The organism is Pseudomonas sp. TSO6, assembly GCF_056098905.1.
Genome location: NZ_JBLZWV010000058.1, coordinates 28633 through 49953, shown reverse-complemented (window position 1 = coordinate 49953; position 21321 = coordinate 28633). Strand labels below are relative to the sequence as shown.

The following is a 21321-nucleotide window of genomic DNA, read 5'->3' as shown; positions in this document are numbered from 1 at the left end:
GAGGTCGGAGGGTTACCGAGGCCTCATGTGCACTTCACGTCACCCTGCGTCGGCCGTCGGTTGGCTGACGCACCTGGATTGCGTATAAGATTACCGCCTGAACGTTGAGGGTCACGTTGCTATGACGTGGCTCAGGGCGGGTATTTTTAAAGCTTCCATTGGAGGGGAAAACGTGATTGCTGACAAGAGAAATGGCTTTACTATGGTGAGGCTTATCGCCGCATCATTAGTAATCATTACTCATACGTATGTCGTGCTCGGTTTGGATCATGGCGATATTTTTGAGCGAAATGGACTTATAGGCTTCAGCAAAATCGGCGTTGATGCGTTTTTTGTTATTTCTGGGTATTTAGTGACCCTTTCGATGTTAAGAGGGCAGAGCCTTTTCACGTTCTTCACTAACCGAGTGACCCGTATATTTCCTGGGTTGTTCGTTTCGGTGCTGGTGACCCTGCTGGTGCTGGGGTTGTTGGCACCTAGCTATTCCGAGTACATCACTCAAGCGGAAACCTGGCAGTACCTTCGTAATGCAACCTTATTTGATTTGCATCCTTTCATACCTGGCGTCTTTACTGAAAACGCCGTGCAGGTGGTGAATGGGTGCCTTTGGACATTGCCGTTGGAAGTGCTGTGTTATGTCGGGATCATGGTGCTGGCCTGGTCAAGATCCTTCAACTGGCGGTTCATCCTGCTGGCCATGCTGGTCATGCTGACGCTGCACTTGCATGACACGTTCATGCGTGACAGTTATGTCTTTACCGTGTCCAAGCTGTTCTTGAACGAGTTAGGCTATCTTTTCCTGTATGGCGCGCTCCTGGCGCATCTTAAGGACAAGGTCTATATGTCCTGGTTTATAACGATTCCAGCCATTGCTGTAATCATCTGGTCGTTCTTTAATAATGGTGGTGACTGGCACTTCTCTGCAGGCTTCTACCTGGTGCTTTGGCCATATTGCTTGATTTCGATCTGCGTGCTTGCAAAGAAAATGAGCTTTTTGAACAGGTTTGATTATTCGTACGGGATATACGTGTACGGCTTTGTCATCCAGCAGGTGTTGGCTAGCGTTTTCCCATCCATCACGGATGTCTATGTGTTCACGGTTCTGTCGTTAGTGCTATCTGTGCTTGCGGGTGCCGCATCATGGCACTTCGTAGAAAAGCCTGCACTTGATATGAAGAAGAGATACTTCTCTGCTGCCGATTCCAAAGTTTTGGCTTGATGCAGCAATGGCGTCCCCCTTCTCAGGGTGAAGAGGGACGCCAGTTTACAGCTACTTCACGGTCGCCTGTATGGCGGCAAACAGTTGTTGTGCGCTCTGCTCCCAGGTAATCCACGGCATCCCATTGGATTGTGGGTGCTGGGCATCACGATGAAGGTCCAGCCAAGTGGTGAGGCTTTCGCAAAGATCCTTTGGCCGTTCCCCTTCGAAGTAGAACGCATGGTTGCCTGCCACCTCCCGGAATACCGGGATATCCCTGACGATCAGCGGTAGCCCATACTGCGCCGCTTCAATGAGTGGCAAGCCAAACCCTTCGCCAAGCGATGCGGCTATCAAAGCATCGGCTTGTGCATAGAGGCTGCAAAGGTAATCGTCATCGATGCCTTCGAACCAGAACAGACGTTTACCGTTCTCAGGGTGGTTCTTCAGGCGTTGCACAAGCGACTCGACCATCCAGCCTTGCTTGCCAACGATAAGCAGATTGGCATCCTTCTGGTTGGCCCAAAGCAACTCAAATGCGTCGAGTACTTGCGCGTGCCCTTTTCTTGGCTCAACAGTGCCGACCATCAAGAACGAAGGGCGGGCCTGCAGTTGCGAGAGCACCGGCTTTGGTATCGCGCTGTGAGCCCCAGGTTGCGTCGGTGTTGAAATATCGGCACCCAGGTGGAACCACGATATATCGAATGGGCGCTTGCCAGGTTTGCGATGCTCGGCAACCCATTCCCCCATTTCATCTGCGACGGCTTTGGAAATGCAAACGACGCCGTCGGATTGCGATACCACTTCCAGCCATCTGTCCAGCGCATCCGCTGCACCTTCGGGGAAGCAATGAGACAGTTTCTTCAGCAGCAGGTCATAAACCACGAACTGCACATTTACCCCGCGGCGCTTCATGTCTGCGAGCGCCTGGTGCTGTTTTGGCACGATGGCGGGCTGCAAATCCAGACCAAGGAAACGATCGCCACTGCGCAGCACCACCGCCTCATCCTGGAGCAGGTGATTAGGGCAGTTCAGGAAGCCCAGGGTGAAGTGCCGAGCATATCGATAACCCGCGCTGTCATCCGTTGCATAGACCGGCTCGACGCGATAGCCGGCAGGCGGTGTCGTAAGCCATATTTCGAGGATGCTGCGGACGACGCGCTGAATGCCGCTTTTGGCATCTCGATTAACCAGTTCTGAAATGTCGATTAGCAACTGAGGCTGAGACATTGGCGGAGTGAGGCTGCGATCAATGGACTGGGCAAGGGCCATGGAGTCTTCAAATTTGAAGTTGGCTTTGTCCAGCTCCGCAATTGCGCTGACAACGCCTGCTATGGAGTGGGACGCTTCCTCGTGGAAGGCTTCGATAGCGTCACGGTAAAGGGCTGCACAGGCTCGTGGGGCGTGGTTGGTATGGATCAGTCGTTTAGCCTCTGCACCCACCTGCTCACGAGTGTTCGCGTCATTGCGCAACGTATTCAGTGCTTCGGACAGCGCAGCGTCTTCGAACGAGTCTGGCAGTTTGAAAATGCTGGCGTCCGGGATGTCCGACATGCTGCCGTTCGCATTGACAATCGTCGCGATACCGTAATTCAGGCAATCGAGCACCGCTGCCGATGTTTCACCGCGCGACAAGGATCGCAACTGCACTGCGGCATCTGCGATTTCCAGATAGGCTTTGAACATGTCAGCGTCCGCCCATCCGGTAATCTTGATGCGGTTGCGGCAGTGGCTGGCATTGATCTTCTTCAGCAGGCTTTCACCGTAGAGACCTTCATTGTTCTGCCCGACATAGACCAGGTGGCAATTTTCATCCCTCGACAACTCGGACTCAAGCCAGGCGTCAAGCAGGCGATTATTCAGTTTGGAAGGGCCCAGCAGGCCAAAGCTGCATACGACGAAATCATTCTCGGCAAACCCGAGCTTGTCCCGAGCAGCAACGCGCTTGCGCGCGTCAGGGAACCGCGGTGTGCGCAGTAGCGGAATTTCTTTCCAGTTGCGGCCCGCGCACTCACCGTACCATTCTTGCGCCAAACGGATCGAATAGTTTGAGTGAACAATGATCCCCTCGGCTTTCTGGAGCACGCGTAGATTGCACGGGTATTTCCAGACGGCATCGGCACTGTCCAGGCCATTGATACGCTCCTGGACTGCGTTATACCCATGGCTTTGGTACAGCGCGCGCGTCCAGAACCCTGGCTGCCCTTGATGAATCTCGATGTCCGCTACAACGCCTGATAAGAAGAAATCGTGCAGCACTACGGTTCCAGGGATTTTATCCAGTAACCGGAACATGTGTTCATGGAATGTGGAATTGCCAAAGTGATAGATGACGCGGTCGAACCGATGCGCATGTTCTTCAAACCAGGCGACCGAGCGGATGGCATAGTTGACGCCGGCGTCGAACGTTGTGACCGACTCCTGAGCGACAATGGCATCAATCTCATAATACTGAGCGAGCTCAGGAAGCAACTCGGCGCTGTAGTCGCTGATGCCGCTCCGGCCAGGTGGAAGGGGTGACACATATGCAAGGCGCGGGCGCTTTGTCGAACGGACGGATTTGGGCTGGGTACCGAATTCGCCTACCCACTTCTGAATCGCTTGTACTGCGGACGTTGCTGTCCGGTCCCAGCTGAATTTGCGCGCCTGCTCAACTGCAAAACTTGACAGCCTGGCCCTCAGCGCATCATCCCCGAGAATGGCTTCCATCTTTGTCGTGATGGACGACAGTTGGTACGGGTCGAAGAGCGCTTCAGCATTCCCCACGACTTCTGGCAGGCTGGAGGTATTCGATGCGATTACCGGTTTGCCACACGCCATGGCTTCCAGTGCGGGGAGGCCGAAGCCTTCATGCAAGGACGGGAACACGAAAAGCTTGCACAGGTTATACAGCGCAAGCAGGTCCTCTTCACTAACAAAGCCGGTGAAGCAGACATCGCCTTTTTTCAGGCCATTGGAAGTAGCAAGGCCCTCAAGGCGCGAGTGGTCTTCGGGGCGAATATTGCACACGATTACCAACTGGTGCTCGCGGCGCAGAGGTGCGCTGAGTTTGGCGTAGGCGCTGATCAGCCCTTCAATGTTTTTCCGAGGGTCGATGCCGCCTGTGTACATCACGAACTCGCGGGTAATACCAAGGCGGCTTTTAAGTGCTGCACCTTGTGCGTCGACAAGTGTTGGGCGGAAGTGATCGGTGTCGATCGCTGTCGAAATATTGACCACCTGGCTGGGCAGGAAGCCTAGGTGATCAATCACCTCTGAACGTGAAGAATTTGAAATGGCCAGCACCAGGTCCGCGCGGCGAAGCTGCTTCAGCTTTGTTTCGTACCATTGACGGACCGTAGGCGAGCTCAAATAGGTTTCTGGATTGATATGCGGAATCAGGTCATAAACGATGGCCGCTGTTGGTGGGGCTGAGCTCAGCGTCTTGATGCTGGTGACGGCATCGTCCACCAGCCCTTCGAACAGGCTGGTGACCAATACCAGGTCTGGGCGCAGCTCGCCTATGAACGCTTCTCTCACCCGCTCGGAAGCTTGCGTGCGCCATCGGTGATCATTCGTCAGTGCGCTGACGTTACTGCTGGGCGCCCAAACCCGAATGTGGCTGTCAGGCAGAAGGCCATGCAGCTCATCGCGAATGGCGTCGATCGAGTCGCCAAACAGGCCGTTGAGCACGACGATAACTTCTATATCGCCACGGTTTTTAATAAAAGCCTTGGTGAACGAAAGCGCGTAACGCCCGATGCCCCGATTTCTGTTTTCAGCTTGGGCGCCTTGAAGGTCAATGACTACGCGCATCAATTCATATCCTTACGTGGTTCGTTGCTGTTCAATCGCAAGTAGATGGCCTTGGCGTTTTCCGTGAAATCAGCCGGAGCTGCCGGGGCATCGCCCGGGGCGGACGTTGTGCTGGCATAAGGTTCTGTGTACTGCACCGTCTGGGAGGCCAGGGCAGACTCAGATCGCAGGCGTGCCGCCAGTTTTTGCAAGTGTGCGTAGGTCGACGGGGAGCGCGCCAGAACCTTTTTGATGAACCTGCGCAAGGTTGGCCGGCTCAGAACCCCCTTGAGGCCCGCTCGTATGAGCTGCTTCGATGTTTTTGTTGGCGAGAAAATCAGCTTTCTCGTTACGATCACGCCTTGGCGCATGGGGGCTGTAACCCGCCACGAGGTGCTTGTCTTCAGTTTCTGGAGGTGTTCAGTCAGCGCGCTGACGGTCTGATCCTTGTAAGCATTGGCGTCACTGAGCGCTACTACGTGCTGCTGACGAACCTCTGCCTCCGTGTGCCAGTGGTGAGCGTTTTTCAATGCCTCGTCCAACGAGCGCTGTAGCGTGTCGTTGGCAAGCTTGAGCTCATCCAGCCTCAAGTTCAGCACAGAGACCTTGAGGTCGTGCACCTGGGTCTGCAGCGCTGCGTTTTCGCGCTCCACAGCGCTGACGCGTGCGTTGTTGTGGTCCAGCAGCTGACGCTGCTCCTCGGCCCTGTTAAACAGAGTGGCTTCATAGCGCTGAGCCAGATCGGCCAAGCTCAAGCCGTAGCTGCCTTCGAACACTGCGTTGAACGCTGAAATGTCTAGCTGGCCGGCGGCCTTCTGGGCGACGATCGCATAGTCGGGGCTGGCACCGCCGAGCACTTCCATCAATGTCAGCGAAGGCGCGTCGATCAACCTGGGGCTTTCTTGCAGACGTAATAGCTTGGTGCGCCAGAAACCGCTGAACTTCGCCAGAAACTCCAGCAGCATGTGCGGGATTGGGCGCTCGTGAGTGGGGTCCAGGTAAAAATTCTGGGTACCGACAATCAGGTTTTCGGCGTTTGGCGTTTCGAGAATCAACAGCCCGCCAGGCTTCAGTACCCGGTTGGCCTCGCTGACCAAAGCCTTCAGCGCGTCAAACGGAATATGTTCAACGATGTGAAAGCCGCTCAATACGGTGAGGCTGTCGCTCGGCAATGATTGCAGGTAGGAGAGAGCTTCTGCTTTTTTTGCTGGCAGTGCGCGGGCCTGACAGGCCTCCAGCATCCCTTCGTCCAGATCGACGCCAGTGGCTTTGAAACCATTTTCGATTAACGTTTCCAGCCACTCACCACGGCCACAGCCTACGTCCAGTGCGTGGGCCTCTGGGTACAGCTTCAACAGCGGTGTGATGAACGGCAGATAAACCTGTAAACGCTGCTTGATGGTCTCATGCGAACCGCGGTGCTCGTCCTCGAAAGCGCGATAAAACTGGCTCATTGGACACACTCCACAGTGGGTTGAATCCAGGCTGAGCCTACAAAGGGTACCTTGTCTGAATTGATAACATTAAACACGAGTGCGAGATCCCGCCATTCGTAGTTGGCATTGAGGTGTGTGTCCGCTGTATGAAGCGCGACAGCGATCGAGTAAGAGCCTACGCCAATGTTGGCCTCGAATTTGAACGTATATTCCAGTTCAGTATTCGCCTCCAATGCCCCCATTTTTTTATCAAGATGGTGAGTATTGGTGCCGTAAATTGGCTGACCCAGGCGGTCCTTGATCATGTAGCCGACCACCAGTTCCGGGATTGCCTGGTTCACCTTGACTCTGATTTTCAAACTGACCGATTGGCCGACGCTGACAAATTCGATTGGCGCGTCGGCCTCGTTGTAAAGCGCAAGGCTATCGATGGTAGCCTCACCCGAACCCGAGCGCGTCTGCACGGTACCATCGGCCAGCGTGTGGACTTGAACGGTCGCGTTCTCTTTTTCGGCAATGATGGCGTTGTAGAAATCCATCACTTCTTCGGGGGCGCCGTCCTTGATCACGGTGCCGCCTTCTATCAGGAGTACTCGGTCGCACAATGCCTGAATGGAGCTGCGATCATGAGACACGATCAGTAGCGTGGTGCCTTGCTCCTGGAATTCGCGGATTCTGTCAAAGCTCTTGTGCTGGAAGTAACTGTCGCCGACCGAGAGGGCCTCATCTACGATCAGTATCTCCGGGCGACGGGCTGTCGCTACTGCAAAGGCCACCCGCATTTGCATGCCACTTGAGTAAGTCCGCACTGCCTGATCGAAATACTCGCCGACTTCAGCGAACTTCTCGACATCTGGCATGAATGCTTCAATTTCCTGGGCATTGAACCCCATCAGGCCAGCGGCGTGATAGACGTTCTGGCGGCCGGTCAATTCTGGGTTGAAGCCCATGCCCAGCTCCAGAATCGCCGCGATGCGCCCGTTCACCTGCACCTCCCCCGTGGTGGGTTGCAGCGTGCCAGTGAGCATTTTGAGTAGCGTTGATTTGCCAGCGCCATTCTGGCCAACGATGCCGATTGCCTCACCTGCGTTGATGACGAAATTGATGTGCTGGAGCACCCAGTGTTCTTCGCGAGGATTGATCCGGATGCCTAACCAGCGTGCGATGCGTTGCCATTCACTTCTATAGGTACGGTAGGCTTTACCCAAATCTTTAGCACTTAGCAAAGTCATAGTGCATCCACCATTTCAGGCGCCGCGCGGCGGAAAATATAAAGACCCAGCGCCAGCAAAACCAAAGTGAGGGCTACCGTGCTGGCCAAAGCCAGGAAGTTGGGAGAAAGGCCATAGACAAATACGTCATGATACGCACTTACCAGTGGCAGCATGGGGTTGTAGGCGAGCAGTGATTTCAGATTCTCGGGAATGATATTGATGGGGTAAACAATGGGTGTGAACCAGAACAGGATTTGAAGCACAATCGGCACCACCTGGCCAATATCCCGCACAAAAACGTTCAACACACCCAGTACAAGACCCAGCCCCATCGCCAAGGCCGCCACTGTCAGAATCAGTGGAACAGCCCACAGCATCTGCCAGGTGGGCCAATGGCCGAGGCATATGAACACCGCCAGGACAGAAAGCAGCAGCAGGAAATTGTTGAGCAGGGCAGAGCCCAATACGATGAAGGGCAGTGTGATTCTCGGGAACTTCATTTTTTTCATGAGGTTGCCGTTTTCGATGAAGAGCGTCAGGCATCGATTGATGATTTCGGAGAACAGGCTCCAGGCCAGCGTGCCTGCCATGAGATAAAGCGCATAGGCGTATTTGTTATCAATGCCTGGCAGCTTTGCAGCCAGCACGTTTGACAGGATCAGTGCATAGATCAGCACGTTCGCCAACGGGTTGATAATCATCCAAAGCCCGCCAAGGCTACTCCGCGAAAACCGAGAAACAAACTCGTTGCGGATCGAGGTGGCGATAAAGCTTCGGTAGCTGAATAGCCCTCTCAATAATCCAAACATGTGATCTCCTTAAGGTACTGGAGCGTCATGAGACGCTTTTTCAGTGCGTTGGTTCTTTACTGACCGGATGTTGCTAGGTGTCAGTTGAAAAGCAGTGCTGAATGTTGCCTGGCAGATTGACCCGTTTTTCCGTCAAAGACTGTAGCCACCTTCCTTATCTGATTCGGATTCGGGTCATGTGCAAGCGTCTTGAGAGGCTTGCGATGTGGCCGACAGACTAAAGGCCAAAATCGCCTGCCGAGGCTACCCGGCGGGCGTATGCATGGACCTCGGCTTGTAGCAAGGCGATCAGGCAAGGAAGCAGACACCGCAACCCCAGGCTGCCAGGCAATAAAAGCCTTGAGGATACCAGAGAATGCAGCCTCGTCGGGCAAGGTTGGCCTGGCAGGTACCATCCCGTTGTGCATGGGGTTCGTTGTTCGCCCCATTGCGGAGCCAGGCTGTTCATCTCAGTTAAAACGAGCGCCTGTGCACTGCAGCGTCAGGCAGCTGTGTGGACGCCAGGTTGGCGTGCCTTTGCCAAGCGACTGTTGCGCAGGAAACGTTGGGCTGGGCGCTCGACCCATCGATGGCAGGCAAGGCTCATGGGAATGAGCACGACAAAGAACGACAACATCAGCCAGGGCTGGTAGAAGATTTCTCGGTTGAAACCCAGTCGATCAAGCACAAGCGCAAACACGATTTGCAATGGGAAGTGCAGGAGGTAAGAGGAATAGCTGATATCACCGACCCACCCAGTGCTGCGCAACAGCCCAGGCCAGTGCAGGCCGGCAGCCGCCAGCGCAGCCAGCGTAGCCGGAAAGCACAGGCACATCACCAGGTAGGCGTTTAGCGCGTCGTAGTACCCTATTTGCGCAGCCCAGGCGCCCAACGCGACGATGCAGCATGCAAGCAGCGTGAGGCCGCTGCCAAACCAGCGTCGTAGTTGGCACATAACGCCATAGGCGAGCCCCCCGATGAAGAAGCACAGCAGCCCACTGCCGACCTTATAGCTGCCGGGGTATAGCATAAGGCCCGCGGCGCAAGCCAAGGCGGCAAGTGGCCAACGCCAACGGCCGGCCAGACAGATGACAAAGAACAAGGCGTACAGCAACACTTCGACCGATACCGACCAGACAGGGGCGTTGAATGACCAACCTTTTTCAAGCCCCCAGGCTGGCGCAAGCAGCAGGTTGAGCAGTGCATGGTAGGCATCGTTGAAGGGGTAGACAAAATAACTGCTGTGGCTTGCTGAATACACCCATTGCAGTGCGGCAACCCCTCCCAATGTCAGCAAGTGCAACGGGTAAAGACGGCTGAAGCGGTCTACGGCGAAATTGCGCAAGCTGATCCGTCCAGTCGCTACGCCTTGGGCGAACAGCCAGAAGAACACAAACCCAGAAATGGAGAAAAATAACTGTACAGCCAGGCCGCCGTATTGGTAGAGCGGCGCAAGCGTGGCGAAGAAGGGTTGGCGTGAAACCTCGAAGCCTGCCGGGCTATCGCCCACGTAGAAAAAGTGTTGCCAATGCCAGAACACGACACTGAGCGCGGCGATACCACGCAAGGTATCCAGCGTGTAGAGCCGTTCGGCCGGTTTGGATGCAGCAGGCATTTGAGTAGTCGCTGTCGGACAAAAAAATGAAATGCTGGCACTCGGTGCAAGACTCTGTCAATACAAGCGCGAACTTAAGGCTGGCTGCGGATCTTGCGCGCAGGCTCCGGGCTTGCACGCCAAGCGTTGGTGGCTCGCGATGCTTCAGCAATGATGGGTGCGGCGAGGTTGCGCTAACGCTCTGCAGCCCCGCCGGGACTATCAATCGAACAGCTCGGCCTCAGCCAGTGGGACGCCAAGCTTGTCCTTGCCAGACAGGCTTGGAGCGAAGTCGATGGGCCATTCGATGGCAACTGTCGGATCATCCCAGGCAATGCAGCGTTCACACTGAGGCGAGTAGAAATCGGTTGTCTTGTAGAGGAATTCTGCGGTTTCGCTCAGCGTGACGAACCCGTGTGCGAACCCTGGCGGGATCCACAGCTGGTTCTTGTTCTCTGCTGACAGCACCGCCCCCACCCATTTACCGAAGGTAGGGGATGAGCGACGGATATCCACCGCAACATCGAAGACCTCGCCCTGCACCACACGCACCAGCTTGCCCTGGGCGTGAGGTGCCAGCTGGTAGTGCAGGCCACGCAGCACGCCTTTTACCGAGCGTGAGTGGTTGTCTTGTACGAAGTCGGGCTGCAGGCCGGTGACTTCGCTGAAAACACGGGCGTTGAAGCTTTCGTAGAAGAAGCCACGTTCGTCGCCGAATACCTTGGGGGTAAACAGGACGACTTCGGGAATGTCCAGCGGAATAGCCTGCATCAGAACACCTTCTCTTTCAGCAAGTTTTGCAGATACTTGCCATAGCCGTTTTTAAGCAGCGGTTGCGCCAAACGCTCGAGTTGTTCAGCGTTGATCCAGCCAGCGCGGAAGCAGATTTCCTCAGGGCAGGCAACCTTCAAGCCTTGGCGGCGCTCCATGGTCGCAATGTACTGGCTGGCCTCGAGCAGGCTGTCGTGCGTGCCTGTGTCCAGCCAAGCGTAGCCACGGCCCATGATTTCAACCTGCAACTGCTGTTGCTGCAGATACAGATTGTTGAGATCTGTGATTTCCAGCTCGCCACGCGCAGATGGCTTTAGATCGCGGGCGAGGTCGACTACCTGGTTGTCATAGAAATACAGACCGGTAACGGCATAGCTTGACTTAGGAGCAGCTGGCTTCTCTTCAAGCGACAATACGCGGCCGTTGTCGTCAAACTCCGCTACGCCATAGCGCTCTGGGTCATGTACATGATACGCGAACACCGAAGCACCGGCTTTACGCTTGTCGGCGTTCAACAGCAGAGCCTGGAAGTCATGGCCGTAGAAAATATTGTCACCAAGTACCAGCGCAGAGGGGTCGTTACCGATGAAGTTCGCGCCGATGGTGAATGCCTGCGCCAAGCCGTCAGGGCTTGGTTGCACAGCGTAGGACAGGTTCAGGCCCCACTGGCTTCCATCGCCCAGCAGCTGTTCGAAGCGCGGTGTGTCCTGGGGTGTGGAAATGATCAGGATGTCTCTAATGCCCGCGAGCAGCAGGGTGCTCAGCGGGTAGTAGATCATCGGTTTGTCATACACCGGCAGCAACTGCTTGGAAACCGAAAGTGTGGCTGGGTGCAGGCGTGTACCCGAACCGCCAGCCAGAATAATTCCTTTACGAGCCATGAGAGTCCCTATTACTGGATTTCGTCCAGCATACGTTGCACGCCTTGCTCCCAAAGCGGCATTTTGAAATTGAACGTGTTCTCGAGCTTTTCCAGTGCCAGACGCGAGTTGCGCGGACGCGGAGCGGGCACGGGATAAGCTTCGGTACTGATTGCAGTAACTTGGTCAGCAGTCACTTTCAGCGCTACCCCGTTGCGAACAGCATGCGCCAGCACGAATTGAGCAAAACCATGCCAGCTGGTTTCACCAGACGCGGCCAAGTGGTAAGTCCCGGCCAGGTGACGGTTGTCTTGCCCGTTGAAAATTTGTCGCAGGATATGTGCGGTAACGTCGGCTATCAGATCTGCACCTGTAGGCGCACCGAATTGGTCTGCAACCACGCTCAACGCTTCACGCTCACTCGCCAGCCGCAGCATGGTCTTGGCAAAATTGTGCCCGCGCGCAGCATACACCCAGCTGGTGCGTAGTACTACGGCCTGTGCCCCACTTGCCCGGATGCCAAGCTCGCCATCCAGCTTCGTACGACCATATACGGACAGTGGGCCAGTGGCCGCCGACTCTTGCCAGCGTTGCTCGCCGCTGCCATCGAAAACATAGTCGGTCGAATAATGAATCAGCCATGCGCCCAACGCAGCTGCTTCACGCGCCAGAACACTCGGTGCTTCAGCGTTGATCAGTGCAGCGAGCGCTTGATCGCTCTCTGCTTTATCAACCGCAGTGTAGGCAGCAGCATTGACGATCACATCCGGCGCCACCTGGCGAACCGTTGTCGCCAAGCCATTGAGGTTGGACAAATCGCCACATAAGCCGTCGGCACCTTGGCGATCCAGTGCGATGACCTCACCCAGTGGAGCAAGTGCGCGCTGCAGTTCCCAGCCTACTTGTCCATTCTTCCCTAACAGCAGGATTTTCACGCTTTATCCGCCCCGTATTGCTGTGCTACCCAGTCACGGTAGCTGCCATCCATGACACCTTTTACCCATTCCTGATTGGCCAGGTACCAAGCCACTGTCTTGCGTATGCCGGTTTCGAAGGTTTCGGCAGGTTTCCAGCCAAGTTCACGCTCGATCTTACGTGCGTCGATGGCATAGCGGCGGTCATGGCCTGGGCGGTCGGTAACGTAAGTGATGAGTTCTGCGTATTGCTCGACAGGTTTGCCGGTTTGCTGATTGACTACTTGGCGCGACGCTGCCGGAGCCAATTCATCAAGCAAGCCGCAGAGGGTGCGGACGATGTCGATGTTGGCTTTTTCATTCCAGCCACCAATGTTGTACGTCTCGCCGAACGCGCCGGCTTCCAGTACGCGACGGATACCCGAGCAGTGGTCTTCTACATACAGCCAGTCGCGTATTTGCTGGCCGTCGCCATAGACAGGCAGTGCCTTGCCTGCGAGGGCATTGACGATCATCAACGGGATGAGTTTTTCCGGGAAGTGGAACGGCCCGTAGTTGTTGGAGCAGTTGGTGGTGAGTACCGGCATGCCGTAGGTATGGAAATACGAACGTACCAGGTGGTCGCTGGCCGCCTTGCTGGCCGAGTAGGGGCTGTTCGGCGCGTACGGGGTGGTCTCCGTGAAGGCTGGGTCGTTTGGCCCAAGTGTGCCGTAGACTTCGTCAGTGGAAACGTGGAGGAAGCGGAATGCCTCTTTCTCTGCACCCTCCAGGCTATTCCAATGCGCCCGGGCGGCTTCCAGCAAACGGAATGTGCCCATCACGTTGGTCTCGACAAATGCTTCGGGGCCGGTGATTGAGCGGTCTACATGGGATTCGGCCGCGAAGTGAACCACGGCGCGCGGGCGATGCTCGGCAAACAGTTTGGCCAGCAGTGCTGCATCGCAAATATTGCCCTGGACGAAGCAATGCTGAGGGTTGCCTTCCAGCGAATGCAGGTTGGCCAGGTTGCCTGCGTAGGTCAGGGCATCGAGGTTGAGGACGGGTTCAGAGTGCGCTGCACACCACTGATGAACAAAGTTGGAACCGATGAATCCGGCACCGCCTGTGACAAGAATCATAGTGTCTCTCTGTTTGATGAAAGGGGGGTATGAATAATACCATTTCTTTTTGCAGCGTTACAGGCTTGTGAGCGGCTTTTTAGGGTGAAGTGTCATTGTTAATGGGGGCTGACCTTGGTGTGCGAAGTGTCTAACATTTGTCTTGGATTTGTAATATGGATAATTGTTAAAGTGTATGTGTAAAGGAGGGTTATAATATATAATTTTCAAAAAATCATCATAGTATTTTTGTGTTTTTAGTTTTGTGGTGTGCTTGTTTTTAAGTGAAAAGAACAAAGATTTTTAACAGGTTATATGGATTTAGAGGCTCTTCGCCGTAAGGGTGTCACAAATCCCTCGTGTCCGACGTAGAGGCGATCCTGGTAGGCAAACGCTGCATTTCCCTAGGCTTACCCAGTGACAGAATGATGGCCAAGGCGGTGGGGCTCCGTGCCAGGTTTCGCAGTTGAGCGGGTTGTTTGACCGGGCTCTTCTCTAAGGATGGGCTCTACTGTCATCCTGTCTGCACGAGGTCAGGCATTTTCGTGAGCAGCGCATCAAAAAATATCTAGGAAAGTGCCAAACGGTTTTTATCAGGGCCTGTGGTTTGGTAAGATCCACCTACCTGGCTGCCGAAGCAGGCAGAAGCGACGTACAGCAACCGTAAGCATGCCTCAGAGGAAGATGCGTAATGTCTCAGATTTTTACATTCGGCCTTGAAGAAAGCATAGATGGCTCGAGTGCAATTGATACTAGGACTCTGTACAACAATGTTGGATTGAACACGGGGAACCTGGCATTCCACTACGCCATCAATCGATTGATTGGAATGGTGCCGCCTGCAACGCCTTGGAGTTCTGATCCTCAGGTTGTAAATGGATTCGGGGATTTAGGGATACTGCCATGCGCTAATCAGTTAGGCACGCATGCAAATTTGGGAGGGCTAGCGCAAAATATCAATAAAGTTGACGCTAAGTTAGTGGCAATTGGATTGGGGGCTCAGTCCCAGGCAAACTTCGAAGAAATTCCTCAGTTGCCAGATGGCACGATCCGCTGGATTGAAGAGCTTATCGCGCACGCGCCTTCGAAAAATCCTAATATCACCGTTAGGGGAGATTTTACTCTCCGGGTGCTAGAGCATTACGGATTTGAAGGTAATGCCGTATCCTTGGGGTGTCCTACTCTTTTCATTAACAAAACCAAGAATTTGGGTGAGTTGCTAGAGGAACGATATAAAGCGTTGCCGAAAAAAGTTGCAATCGCTGCCGGCCATCCTTCTCATGTGGCAATGAGCCGACTGGAAGCCTCCTTGGTCCGGATCATGGAGGATACCAATGGTTCTTACATTGTCCAAGCAACTGATGAGCTTGTGGCGTTTGCTCGTGGTGATATGAGCTATGCTGATAACGAATTCAAGAATAAGCTGCGTACTTACCTCAGATTGAATCTTGATGGTGGGCAGTTGGAACATTGGATACGCAAATACTTCATCGCATTCTTCAATATTCCTGCTTGGATGGAATATCTGAGAAGATTTGATTTTGTAGTGGGTGCACGGATTCACGGCGTTATGTTGGCGATTCAAGCAGGCGTGCCTGCAGTATGTATCGCTTACGATTCCCGCATCCGTGAACTGTGCGAGAAAAGTAAAATCCCTTATGTTATGGCAAATGACGTTAAGTATGGCGTGACGCTGAACGAAATCCGCGGGTATGCACGTTTCGATGGTAAAGCTTTCGATAAGAATCGGGCCGAACTAGCGGAAGAGTATAAGAACTTCATGCGTAATAATGGTTTGCCTTGTACGCTTTGAGCTCTGAGCATACTAATGCGGTGGAGACTTCCGAGCTTTTGATTGAATAATTTCTAAGAGTTTTAGATGTTCTCTTGAAATGTGATTCAAAGCGCAGCCTCAAATTGAAGTAAAGCCCATGATCTGGGCTTTACTGTCAATGAAGGTTACACTAAAAATTAAGAGGATCTACCCCAAGGGTGGCTAAGCTCCCATGCCCAGGCGTCTTGAATGATTGTATTCAGGTCGGAGCGCTGGGGGGTCCAACCCAATTCCATTTTGGCAAGCTTGGAGTCTGCAACAAGCGTTGCCGGATCACCCTCTCGCCTCGGCAAGTACTGAACCTCTATATTGCGTCCAGTCACACTCTTGGCGCTATTGATGACTTCTTGAACAGTAAAGCCTTCCCCATTCCCAAGGTTGTATTGTGCGGAAGGGGCGCCTGTGCATAGCCTTTTCAAGGCAAGTAGATGGGCGCGGCACAGATCTTGAACATGAATATAGTCTCGAACGCAAGTACCGTCTCTGGTTTCATAGTCTGAGCCAAAAACAGAGATGCTGTTACGCCTGCCTGACGCCGCTTGCAACACAAGCGGTATCAAATGGGTCTCGGGCTCATGACGTTCCCCCAATGAAGCAGAAATGTTAGCGCCGGCAGCATTGAAGTAACGCAAGGAAGTATATCTGAGCCCGAAAGCACGGTCGAAGTCTTGCAGGACCTGTTCAGCCATCCATTTAGTACGACCGTACGGATTAAGTGGAAGCTTGGGGTGGCCTTCGTCAATGGGGGTGTAATGCGGGTCTCCGTAAACAGCAGCAGTAGATGAAAAAATAAGATGCTTTACGTTGGCGCGCATCATAGCGTTGAGCAAGATAATCGTATTGCTCAAGTTATTGACATAGTATAGATCAGGGCGAATTACGGATTCGCCAACCTGTATCGAAGAGGCGAAATGCATAACAGCGCTGATCTGGTGCTGTGAGAATATGCTATCTAAAAGGTCACTGTCCTCAGTGGAGCCAACAATCAAAGTAGCGTTGTGAACTGCATCACGGTGGCCACAGCTCAAATCGTCCAGCACAACGACTTCAAAGCCACTGTTGACGAGGAGGTGCACCATGTTTGAGCCGATATAGCCAGCCCCGCCTATGACTAGGATCTTCATTAGTTGGCTGCCCCATCAATGAGTTCGATCGTGGACGTATGTGCTTCAGCATCGTTCTCCTGAGCTAACTCCAGGAACTGATTCAGGACATGTTCGGCGGATGTGGTCAGATAAAACTTTTTAACAGTTTGATTGGCGTTTTTTGAAATATTTTTCAATTGCTTAGGTTTTTGGATTATCTCATTGAGAAGTGTTCGCCAGTCATTCACGTCGTGAGCGAGGAAACCATTGCTCCCATGGGTGATGCTTTGGGAGAATTCTCCCACCGCAGAGGCAAGGACGGGAACGCCCATCGCTGCAGCTTCAATGAACTTTACGTTCGACTTGGCCCTATTGAAGATGGAGTCCTCGAGAGGAACTAAAAGCATGTCATGCTTAGCTATGAAGTCGAGCATCGACTCATATGGCAGAAGCGGATAACTGGAAACGTTATCCAGTGAAAGCATGCGCTCTGAAGCTTGGGCCGCGCCGAGGATTGATAGCTTAACTTCCGGATGGCTACGTAATGTCTGGAAAAGTAATTCTTCCACCATCATGAAGTCAGCTTTATGCGAATAGGTTCCAGATGCGTAAAGAAGATTCAGGCGCTTGAAGTCTTTAGACTTGGGTGGTCTCACCATCTCTGGTGTAATGGCATTGCGCAGCAGCAGTGTTGGCTTCGAATAGCTTTCCTCAATATAGGTCTTGAGGGCTGGGGTGGACGCAATGCAGCAGTCCATTTTCTTGATTAATTTCTCATAACCTTCGGCAACATATTGCGCTTCTTGGATATTCCACTCGCCACCTTTGACGGAGCCAATCGTCTCTAGATGCTCGGGGAATACCAAATCATCCATTTCGCCAATACAGATTTTGTTTAGGCTTTTTGCCATTGCCAGGAACGCTGCAACATTTCCTTGGTCCTCAAGACAACGCTGGAAAATAATGAACTTCGCATTAGATGCAAGGCTTTTAAATGCGTCGATACTTAGTGATGCATAGACGAGTGTGGAAGAAATGTTAATGTGTTTAAGTGATTCAGCTAGATGCATTCCGCGATAACGTGTTGAGCCATTGAACAGCCCAGCAGAGGTCACGATAAGCGCAGAGTTTTTGGGCTTTTGAGCATTGAAATGAAGCGGTATAAATTCATCTGGATAGTTATTGACCTTAAAGTCTACATTCGTGTCCATACTTGAATGTTTGATGAGGTTTTCGTGCGCGATGAACTCGTGATGCCCACCCAGACGGACCTCAAATGAGCCAAGATGGGCCTTGGCTACCGTATCATGTGTACTGACAAGCGCTTCGAAAACATGGAAGAAATAGTCTCTCGAGATCACTTCAGGGAAGAAATCACGGCGTGCATCAGCCAGCATTTCGAAGAATGATTCCGCTCCCATATGGAGTTTCTGGGCGACGGGTATTTCAGGCGGTACTGGATTGCCTAAAGGCTTGAAGTCTGCAAGCACCTTGCCTGTTTCGGGATCCAGTGTTAGTCCCTTCGCCGAAGCTTCAGGCGCTGAAAATAGAACTTCAAATAATGTGGTGTTGTCTTCAATCAGGCGTGCATAGTTGCGCGGTTCTCCACCGTGGAATAGAAGCGAGTGGGTGGTAAGGCTCTTGTCCGCGCGATCACGCGATCCCACGTAACAGCCTGTGATTTTTGTTGCGCTATTTTGCGCACTGATGAACTTTGCCAGCCGTGAGTGGATGTTAAGTAGCCAGCCGACATCTACAACAATGAAATGCTCATCATCGAGCAGCCCATTCTGATTAAGGTATTGAAGCAGGCTGTCCCGCAGTGGTTTTGTGGCCTCATGAATTTCAGCGGAAAGGGACTTGAAAAGTGCGCTGAGGTCACTGAGATCATTCCACGTCGGAATGAAGTCCATCGAGTCAAAGCGGCTGAATACTTTCTTGCAAACAATGCTCTCGGCCGGATCTAATCCTGCTTTTTCAATAAAGTATTGAACCGGTTTTTGACCCAGATGTAACCCTTCTGTCAAGAAGGCGATATCGTTGGAAGTCAAGGGGTGCGAAAATGTCGCCGGTACAACAGTTGCGCGCGAAAGATGTAAATACAATGACTCAAAAGTGCTATTGGCGATCTCGTCGGCATAGAGCGTGTCAAAAGCTTTTTTAATGATGCGTCCATCGCGCGCCATAAATACGATTTTCTTCACATCATTATTGCGCGCAATGCCTGCCGTATGCATGGCCATCATCGCCGCTAAAGGCCCTGTCAGTTCAAAGCCTAACTTAGTATAGAAATCAACCGTGCTTCTTACGCTCTTTTTATGCCATATGCGGCTCGATTGGGTGCAAAAACTTTCCCAGATACGACCGGCCTGTGACAATCCTTCGCTAATATTTTTTGGTAGAGGTACAAGCGGAAGCACAACCTCATTTAAGGGAGCGAACCTCTTGGCAATAATATGCTGTTCTCGCGGCTTCAGTACATCCCCAACCCAGTTGTCTCCGATGTGGCAGATATCCTTGGGTTTATATCCGAGGGCTTCGGCTTTTACTAGCAGGTGAGTAAATAGCTTGCCTGTATCTTTCTTTTTGCCCAGCGAAGATGAGAGGAAGAACTCATCCCATTTGTTTATGCCGCAGTTACGTAAGATTTTCTCAATGGTCTGCTGGTCGAGATACATATCGCTAGCAATGAAAATCGTCTTGTTTTTCTTTCTGGCATAGTTGTAGAGTTGAATGCCTAGCGGATGAGGGATACAAAGGGATATTTCAGTATCTTTCTCAATATCTGAAGCCGTAAAGAACGACATGGAGTTGTAAATTTCATCGACGGTAATGTCGTCTACTTTGCCCTGCCGGGATGCAAGAACCTTTCCAGCGGTATTCATCCGCTCCGAAAATAGTGAGAGTAACGCTGGTTCCGCTGCAGTGTGTCGGTGCTCCATTAGATCGAATGCTACAGCTGGGTTGCCGATTCTACGCGTTACCAAGGTATCGAAAATATCAAAAGATACGACTTTCGCGTTATCAATAAATTTTTTTAGTTTGCTAAGGCGATCCGCGGTATCACTGGTGTGGGTGACCAGCTTCATGATCTGCGGCGCAATTACACTTACATAATGACGCTCAGCCACTTTTTTCGCCGCCGCATTCCCCATATTCTCGCGGAGCGGTTCATCGGAAGCGAGGCGTATAACGGCATCTGCCATTGCGATGACATCGAGGTAGTCCACTACAATCCCGGCATCAGTTTCCACAAATGAATGCATCCCGCCTGCTGTTGAATCGAAGCATACAACGGGCATGCCGCATTCCGCTGCTTCCATACAGACTAATGGGTAAGGATCCTCCCTCGAGGGCAACAGGAAGATATGTCCTCCTGCAAAGTGGTCCCGTACGTTGTCAAGCGAGCCCAGCCACTCAACGTAGCCGTCCACATTATATTTTTGGATCTCATCTTTCGGCGAAAGATCTTTGCCTTCCGCAGAGCCGACCCAAAGCATTTTAAAATTATAAAATCCTTTGGCGAGCAACTCTGCTGCGACGGCGCAGAACAAATCAAAGCCTTTGCGCTTTTCAACTGCCCCACATCCAAATATGACGATTTTGTCGGAAGGGCGTTGATAGCTGGTTGTGAACTGTGTGCGCTTCTCAATAAACGGCTTCAGGAAATGTATCTTGGAATTCGGACTAAGGCGCTTATTGAGTGCGTCTATGGATCCTTGAGAAACAGCAATAAATTGGTTCGTCTTTTCTTTCAGGTATTTGAAGCTATCAGCAAAGACGTCGAATACATTCTCCATCTCATGCACATGTGTGATAAGTTCGGCATGCAGGAAGTCGAGGTGCTTTACATAAGTGCCTGCTGCAATGGTGTTAGCATAAATGCTGGAAACTTCGCTGCCGCAGAATGCCTTAAGTTCCTCTTCAAAGCCAAGAGGATGCTCTGCATCGAAGAAGAAACAAGGGCCAATATCCTTGAAGCGCTGATCCCAAGGGCCGCTGGCACCAACCAAAATAGAAAATTTAATCGACGTGTTAGCTTTTACCCAGCGCATCAAAGACAACAGAACAGCGGGTGCACCAGTTTGTGATGCTTCGTGGCTTACGAATAGCATTGTCGGAGAGTGCCGGTCGAGGGAAAGACTCGAACTGACCTCAATGACTCTGGACTTTCTTCCTTCCAGTTTGCCGTATTTAATCCAGTGCACAAATGGGTTCACGCCCGCATTTGCCACGTCTGGGTTTTTTGCAAGATAGTAATGAGTGTTGAAATTTTCGCTGGGATTACGATACTCTTGCCAGCCGTAGGCACAGTAGTGAGCTATAGGGTCAATATTGCTCGTGGCTACATCTGGGTATCGAGATAAGTAATATTGATGGTCAAACGCGCCACTTTTGAGGATGGTTTGATAATGCTCATCGATAGGGTTGGCAGCTCGTAACAGGCCTTGGATCTTGCTCCAAGAGTCTTGAGCAGTTGGCCTGGCTAGGGGGCGGGAAATTCGCTCAGGCTGTTTCGTGTTGGTCTGGCTTTCTCCCAGCGACCCTTTTTCAGCCAGTGCGATGTTAAACGCAATGGCTTCTTTCATTTGGGGTAGTTCGGAAAGCGCTTTTCGGTAATAAGCCAAGGCTGTGCAAAAGTCACCATCGCGGAGTGCGTTGTTACCTAAAGCGAGTGCTGAAGTTTTTGCTGTGTCATTCATTTTTATGCATCGTGTAAGTGCTGGGTTTACGAAATAGCTGCCGTAAATTGGCT

Annotated in this window: 13 protein-coding genes; 2 read left to right on the top strand and 11 right to left on the bottom strand. The window is 52.5% G+C overall.

Translation table 11 applies throughout. From position 1 onward, the window contains the following. Positions 1-172 precede the first annotated feature (172 nt). On the top strand, positions 173-1219 hold the full coding sequence (locus ACN6NG_RS22580) for an acyltransferase family protein (RefSeq protein WP_274138763.1): 1047 nt from the start codon (positions 173-175) through the stop codon (positions 1217-1219). 51 nt (positions 1220-1270) lie between these two features. On the opposite strand, the gene ACN6NG_RS22575 is transcribed toward ACN6NG_RS22580, so the two are convergent. The 9 genes from ACN6NG_RS22575 to rfbB form a co-directional block, all read right to left on the bottom strand. After that, complete coding sequence (locus ACN6NG_RS22575; protein WP_474316308.1) at positions 1271-4993, bottom strand: glycosyltransferase; 3723 nt, start codon at positions 4991-4993, stop codon at positions 1271-1273. After that, on the bottom strand, positions 4993-6426 hold the full coding sequence (locus tag ACN6NG_RS22570; RefSeq protein WP_197863304.1) for a class I SAM-dependent methyltransferase: 1434 nt from the start codon (positions 6424-6426) through the stop codon (positions 4993-4995). Before ACN6NG_RS22570 ends, ACN6NG_RS22575 begins: the two co-directional genes overlap by 1 nt. Next, positions 6423-7640, bottom strand: a complete 1218-nt coding sequence (locus tag ACN6NG_RS22565) for an ABC transporter ATP-binding protein (protein ID WP_197863303.1) — start codon at positions 7638-7640, stop codon at positions 6423-6425. The genes ACN6NG_RS22570 and ACN6NG_RS22565 overlap by 4 nt, the downstream gene beginning before the upstream one ends. Further along, positions 7637-8431 carry an ABC transporter permease gene (locus ACN6NG_RS22560; RefSeq protein WP_177010435.1) on the bottom strand — a complete coding sequence of 265 codons (795 nt, stop codon included), beginning with the start codon at positions 8429-8431 and terminating at the stop codon, positions 7637-7639. The genes ACN6NG_RS22565 and ACN6NG_RS22560 overlap by 4 nt, the downstream gene beginning before the upstream one ends. A 481-nt stretch (positions 8432-8912) precedes the next feature. Then, positions 8913-10025 carry an acyltransferase family protein gene (locus ACN6NG_RS22555; RefSeq protein ID WP_474316303.1) on the bottom strand — a complete coding sequence of 371 codons (1113 nt, stop codon included), beginning with the start codon at positions 10023-10025 and terminating at the stop codon, positions 8913-8915. A gap of 201 nt (positions 10026-10226) precedes the next feature. After that, the gene (gene rfbC / locus ACN6NG_RS22550) at positions 10227-10775 is read right to left on the bottom strand and encodes a dTDP-4-dehydrorhamnose 3,5-epimerase (protein ID WP_274138759.1); all 549 of its coding nucleotides are present in this window, start codon (positions 10773-10775) and stop codon (positions 10227-10229) included. Further along, a complete protein-coding gene (gene rfbA / locus ACN6NG_RS22545; RefSeq protein WP_474316301.1) occupies positions 10775-11656 on the bottom strand; it encodes a glucose-1-phosphate thymidylyltransferase RfbA in 882 nt (293 codons plus the stop codon). Before rfbA ends, rfbC begins: the two co-directional genes overlap by 1 nt. 11 nt (positions 11657-11667) lie before the next feature. Continuing rightward, a complete protein-coding gene (rfbD, locus tag ACN6NG_RS22540) occupies positions 11668-12570 on the bottom strand; it encodes a dTDP-4-dehydrorhamnose reductase (RefSeq protein WP_474316298.1) in 903 nt (300 codons plus the stop codon). Next, positions 12567-13667 carry a dTDP-glucose 4,6-dehydratase gene (rfbB, locus tag ACN6NG_RS22535; protein WP_274138756.1) on the bottom strand — a complete coding sequence of 367 codons (1101 nt, stop codon included), beginning with the start codon at positions 13665-13667 and terminating at the stop codon, positions 12567-12569. Before rfbB ends, rfbD begins: the two co-directional genes overlap by 4 nt. A 670-nt stretch (positions 13668-14337) precedes the next feature. Here rfbB and ACN6NG_RS22530 point away from each other — a divergent pair. Continuing rightward, positions 14338-15459, top strand: a complete 1122-nt coding sequence (locus tag ACN6NG_RS22530) for a polysaccharide pyruvyl transferase family protein (protein WP_474316294.1) — start codon at positions 14338-14340, stop codon at positions 15457-15459. A gap of 158 nt (positions 15460-15617) precedes the next feature. Here the strand turns inward: ACN6NG_RS22530 and galE are convergent, their stop codons facing one another. After that, positions 15618-16604 carry a UDP-glucose 4-epimerase GalE gene (gene galE, locus ACN6NG_RS22525; protein WP_474316291.1) on the bottom strand — a complete coding sequence of 329 codons (987 nt, stop codon included), beginning with the start codon at positions 16602-16604 and terminating at the stop codon, positions 15618-15620. Continuing rightward, on the bottom strand, positions 16604-21268 hold the full coding sequence (locus ACN6NG_RS22520) for a glycosyltransferase (protein ID WP_474316289.1): 4665 nt from the start codon (positions 21266-21268) through the stop codon (positions 16604-16606). Before ACN6NG_RS22520 ends, galE begins: the two co-directional genes overlap by 1 nt. Positions 21269-21321: the final 53 nt, after the last annotated feature.